Origin of the sequence: Roseiarcus sp. (assembly GCF_052145395.1) — a bacterium.
Classification (GTDB): Bacteria; Pseudomonadota; Alphaproteobacteria; order Rhizobiales; family Beijerinckiaceae; genus Roseiarcus.
In genome coordinates this window covers 1-5,373 of the sequence record NZ_JBKQOT010000368.1, presented here as the reverse complement: position 1 = coordinate 5,373, position 5,373 = coordinate 1, and the positions used below count along the sequence as shown (strand labels likewise).

Annotated in this window: 3 protein-coding genes; 2 read left to right on the top strand and 1 reads right to left on the bottom strand. The window is 67.3% G+C overall.

What is annotated here, in order from left to right; translation table 11 throughout:
• The first annotated feature begins 247 nt into the window (after positions 1-247).
• Both ACLP25_RS12330 and ACLP25_RS12325 read left to right on the top strand, forming a co-directional pair.
• Complete coding sequence (locus tag ACLP25_RS12330) at positions 248-1,549, top strand: hypothetical protein (RefSeq protein WP_442469486.1); 1,302 nt, start codon at positions 248-250, stop codon at positions 1,547-1,549.
• A gap of 8 nt (positions 1,550-1,557) precedes the next feature.
• Entirely contained in the window at positions 1,558-3,141 is a 1,584-nt protein-coding gene (locus ACLP25_RS12325) for a Dyp-type peroxidase (protein WP_442469485.1), read from the top strand.
• A gap of 6 nt (positions 3,142-3,147) precedes the next feature.
• Here the strand turns inward: ACLP25_RS12325 and ACLP25_RS12320 are convergent, their stop codons facing one another.
• Entirely contained in the window at positions 3,148-4,368 is a 1,221-nt protein-coding gene (locus ACLP25_RS12320; protein ID WP_442469484.1) for a catalase family protein, read from the bottom strand.
• Between the last annotated feature and the right edge of the window lie 1,005 nt (positions 4,369-5,373).

The following is a 5,373-nucleotide window of genomic DNA, read 5'->3' as shown; positions in this document are numbered from 1 at the left end:
GCTCGACGGCAAGGAATGCATTGTCCTCGACTATTCGGAGACCTCGCTGGTCGCCGAGCACGTCCGGGACGAGATCCGCCTCGTCGATACTGGTTTCTACCTCGGCAAAGTCTATTGGGATTCGAAGCGGCTGATCGATTTCGCGCTGGACTTTCGGAAATCGGACGCCGCAGCGTAAGTCGGCCGGGCGCCGCCTAAAGCGGACGCGGCGGAGCGGGAGGGGAGCCATGAGGCTCGGCGGGGCGCCATGACGCCGCAGGACCATCTGATCGTCGTTTCGGCGGTCGCGGCGGACCGCGTCGCGGAGCTTCGCGCCTTCCTCTCGACCATGACTTTGCCTGGATTGCCCGGCGCGGCCAATCCCGCCAACCCGGTCCTCCCCTTCGGCCGGTTCGATACGATCCACTTCGCCCGGCTCATCGGGCTCGAGGACAACACGCTCGGCGACCGCGTCGTCTATCCGGACCTGCCGAAGACCGAGCCCGTCTATCTGTGTCTGATGATCGACTGCGACGGCGATGCAAACGAACTCCTCGGGCGGATCGCGCAGGACTGTCCGGGGCTGAGGCGGGCCTTCGAATTCTGCGTGGATTTCGCCGCCGACGCCGATCTCGAGCGCTGGATGGAGGCGCATCGGATCAAACCGGCCGCTTCCTATGTCAACTGGGTCGGCCGCACGGTCGTCCAGGTCCGCGAGGAGGCGCGCCTGAGAGCGCTCCTGCGCGAAGCGCTGCCGAAAGTCGAAGCGCGCGAGCCGCAAGCCGTGCTTGAGCGCCTGCGCGCCGTGGTCGGACCCCATGTCGCGCTGACGCCGCCTCTGCCGACCCCGTCCGCGTGGCGCAACGCCGACCTGGTTCACCTGCTCGCGCCGATTGTCGTCGCCGTCGCGCTCCTCGTTTTTGTCCCCCTGGCGACCATTGTCGTCGCAATCGTCGGCCTGATCCTCGTCCTGACCGCGTTGAGGCGCCGGGAGCTGACCGACCCGATTGTCGACAACCCCTACGATCCGGCTTGGGTCGCGAACCTGCGCCGGGGCGAGGATCACGACGTCACCAATCCCTACACCGCGATGGGCTCGATCAAACCCGGCCGGTTCCGGCTCGGACTGGAACTCGTCATCCTCGCCGCAATCAACTGGGCGGCCCGGCACGTCTTCACCCGCGGCGGTCTCGGCCGCATCGGCACGATCCACTTCGCCCACTGGGTCCTCATCGACGGCCGCCGCCGCGCCTTCTTCTGCAGCAATTACGACGGCGGCCATGAGGCCTATATGGACGATTTCATCAACAAGGCCGGCTTCGGCCTCAATCTGTCGTTCTCGAGCGCGATCGCCTATCCGCAGACCGACTGGCTGATCAAAAAGGGCGCCTGGCGCGAGATGGACTTCAAGCATTTCCAGCGTCGGCACCAGATCCCGACCGACGTCTGGTACAAGGCCTATCCGGGTCTCACCGCGCGCGACCTAGAGCGCAATGCGCGCATCCGCAACGGCTTCGAGAAGCCCGCGATGAGCGACGACGAGATCCGGCGCTGGCTTCTGGAAATTTGAGGGGCCCCATGTTCCGCCGCGACATCGACCGCCCCGACATCCAGGCCTTTGCCTACACCGCCTTTGGCTCGCTGACGGGCGCCGTCTATGTCCTCCTCCGGGTCGTCGATGCGCCGGCCGCGCGGCGCTTTCTCGGCGCGCTGAGCCTCGCCACGGTCGCGGATCTTGAGCCGGCGACGCTCGTGGAGGCGACGCAATGCGCAATCACCGCGGCGGGCTTGAGGGCGCTCGGCCTGACGGATGCCGTTGTCCAGCGATTCGATCCGGAGTTCGTGGAGGGCATGGCCGGCGACCCGAACCGGTCGCTTCGCCTCGGCGACACCGGCGCCAACGCGCCCGAACGTTGGGCCTGGGGCGCTGGCGAGCGTGAACCGCATGTGGTCGTCATGCTGTTTGCGGCCCCCGCGCGGCTCGGCGACCTCGAGCGCGCCACGCGCGAAGCCGCCGAACACAGCGGTCTTGCTGTCATCGCATCGCTCCCGACGACGGATATGGGCGATGTCGAGCCGTTCGGCTTCGCCGACGGCGTCTCCCAGCCCACGTTCGACTGGCGTCAAGCGCGCACGCCCGGGACGAAGGCCGATCGCGCGTTCACCAACCGCATCGCGCTCGGCGAAATCCTGCTCGGCTACTACAACGAATACGGCTTTCCCGCGGACTCGCCGAAGCTCGCGCCCGGTGAAGCGAATGCGGCTCTTCTCGTTCCAGCCGCCGGCGCGGCGCGGGAGCATGATCTCGGGCGCAACGGCTCCTATCTCGTCTTTCGCCAGCTCGCCCAGGACGTGCGCGGCTTCTGGCGGTGGATCGCCGAAGACGCCGCGCGCGCCGGCGCCGACCCCCAGGCCCTCGCCGAAGCCATGGTCGGGCGGCGCATGAACGGCGAGCCGTTGCCCGATTTCGAGACCGGCCTCGACCTGCCCGGCGTCGATCCGGCCGATCGCGGCGTCAACGGGTTCCTGTTCGACGCCGACCCGGACGGCCTATCGTGCCCGATCGGCGCCCACGTCCGGCGCGCCAATCCGCGCACCGGCGACGCCCCTCCAGGAGCGCGGGGCGCGATCGACAATCTTCTCGCGACGCTCGGCCTCACCACCCGCCGGCAGCGAGACCCGACCTCCTCCACCCTGCCCTGGGAAAAGAACACGACGGTCTGGCCGTACCTGCGCCACGAGGACGACGCGATCGCCTCGGCCCGCTTTCACCGCATCCTGCGCCGGGGGCGGGAGTACGGGACCAAGATCGACCGCGCCGCCGCGCTCGACCCCTCGACGCCCGACCCCGAAGCCGGGCTTCAGTTCATCTGCCTCAACGCCAATATCGCCCGGCAGTTCGAGTTCGTGCAGGGCGCATGGCTCGCCACCGCCAAGTTCGCCGGCTTGACCGGGGAGCAGGACCCGCTCGTCGGCAACCGGGCGCCGTTTCCGGCGCCGCCGCTCAGCGAAACGCCGCAGCGCACCGACAGCTTCAGCCGGCCCGGCGCCGAACCCTGCTTCCGCCGCGCCACGGCCATGCCGCAGTTCGTCACGGTGAAGGGCGGCGCCTATTTCTTCATGCCGGGGCTCGCGGCGCTGAAATGGATCGCGAGCCTCTGAGCCGGGCTATTCCGCGGGCTCGGCGATCCTGACGGAGGCCGCGGCCTGCCCGAAAACCTCGTCGCCGGTCGGCTCGATATGCGGAACCCCGTTCATCTTCTGCCGGAAAGCCGCGAGCTCGTCATACATGCGCATGCGCGCCCGGCTCTGGTTGCCGAGCGGCCGGTGGTCCGGCAGGCAATGCCAGGGGTTGAAGCGCAGGTTGCTGGTGAAGGCGAACTGGTCCGGATGGTCGAAGGTCTGCGGCGGAATGTGGAGCGTCGCGACCGGAACGCGCGGCGACAGGCGCTTCGGCCAGAGCACCGCGTTGTTCTCGATCGGCATGAGGAACGGGTCGGTCTGCACCTGCACGCGAAGTTCGAACTCGACTCCCGTGTGGTCGAGCGTGCGCGCCATGTTGTCGCGCAGGTAATTGTCGGCCGGACGGAACGGCAGGCCGGGGATCGAGCGGGGAACCTCGGTCATCGGCCAGAAGCTGTACTGCATCGCCTGCCCTGGCCCCATGAGATAGGGCACGCAGGAATAATAGGTTTGGCCGAGCGGATTGGTCTGGGTCTCGTTCCATAGGCCCTGCATGATAAAATCGAGCAGATGCGGCGCCCGAGGGTCGAAGAAATAGAAGACCGGCAGGTGTCGGCGGCTCCAGTATTGCAGCCGCGCGTTCGCCATCACATTCGGAGTGACGAAGGTCGGCGTGCAGACGGCGGTAAAATCCTGGGTATGCTTCTCGTCGCGCCAAATCTTATCACCCGGAACGCCCATCGCCTTGACGCTGATGCTGCCGAAGCCGACGTCGTTGATGTCCGGTTCGACATGCGGGCCGGGGCCTGAAAAGCGCACCCAGCAGCGATAGGTCTCAGGCGTCGCAAACAGTCCCTTGCGCAGCCGCTCAGGGAGGTTGTCGTGGATCCTGAGCTCGCCGCGCACCAGGCCATGGGTCTTGGTGTTGCCCGCGCGCTCGAAGCCGCCGCGCGGGAAATCGCGCACCAGGTGCCGGCGCATTTCGTCGATCATCGTCTCAACGGCGTCGTCCTCGCCGGAGAGCGGCGTCTCCTCGGCGAGGCCGACGGCTTCCCGGCTGCGGCGGACATTGATCAGCCAGGTCGTCGCGAGGGCGATCGGCATGCGAAGGACGGCGTCGAACGCCGGCCGCAGGAACGGCTGTTCGATCCGCCGCTCGAGATGCAGAAAGATCTCCAGAAGCTTGTGAAGGAGCCTGAGAAGCATGGGCGCCGCTCCCTGGTCGCCGGCGCTCGCGAACACGGAATGCGGTCGCCCTGGACGCCTCAAGCTGCCACAACGGGACGGGCGTTGGAAGCAGGAGACGGCGAGGCAAGCCGATCGACCCGATCCGCACCCGGGTCCCGCTTTAAGCCGCTTGCCATTTCCGAGTCCGTTTTGAGCCTTTTCAAGGACTTCCGGCGCCTTTTTCGATTCGCCGCAGCCCAGGCCGTCCGCGGCGCCCGCCACCGCCACCGTGGTCCCCCACCCCCGTGTCGCTGCCGCGCCACGCCTGCACTCCGAGCTGCGCAAGGACGGCAAGGCGATCGACCTGATCCGCACCCTGGTCCCGCTCTGAGCCGCTTGCCATTTCCGAGTCCATTTTGAGCCTTTTCAAGGACTTCCGGCGCCTTTTTCGATTCGCCGCAGCCCCAAGCCGTCCGTGGCGCCCGCCACCGCCACCGTGGTCCCCCACCCCCCTTGTCGCTGCCGCGCCAAGGCTGTGGATCCCCGCTTTCGCGGGGATGACTCGACCCGGCCAATCCGGCAGCCCTGATTTCCTTCCGCATGGACCACGCTCTCGACCTTCAAGAGACAATCCTACCGCCAATTCCCGCCAATGTACACTATTTGTTCTCATGCGCGTCGGCAGGATCAACGCGAGAGTTGTCCCCACGCCCGCCCGGCCCCGCCGCTGCGGTTGCGCCTTCCGGGTCGGCGTCCCGATCGTGAGGCAATATCCCGTCTATATTCTACGCAACGTCGTTCACGTCTCGACCGGCTCGCCCTGCGATTGCGCCGCCAACTAACCAGACGGTCCACGTCAACCACTTGGCGCCGTCGATCTACGGGCTGTGGCTTGAATCCTGAGACGCTCAGTGTCGGACCTCCGGACGAGGAAACAGCGGCGGCGCGGACCTTGCCGCTGCAAGACCGGCGGCCGGCTCCGCCTTGCGCCCGTTCCGGAAAGCGGCAAGGATGAGCCTTGGAGGGCCAAAGGGCGCGCCGCCG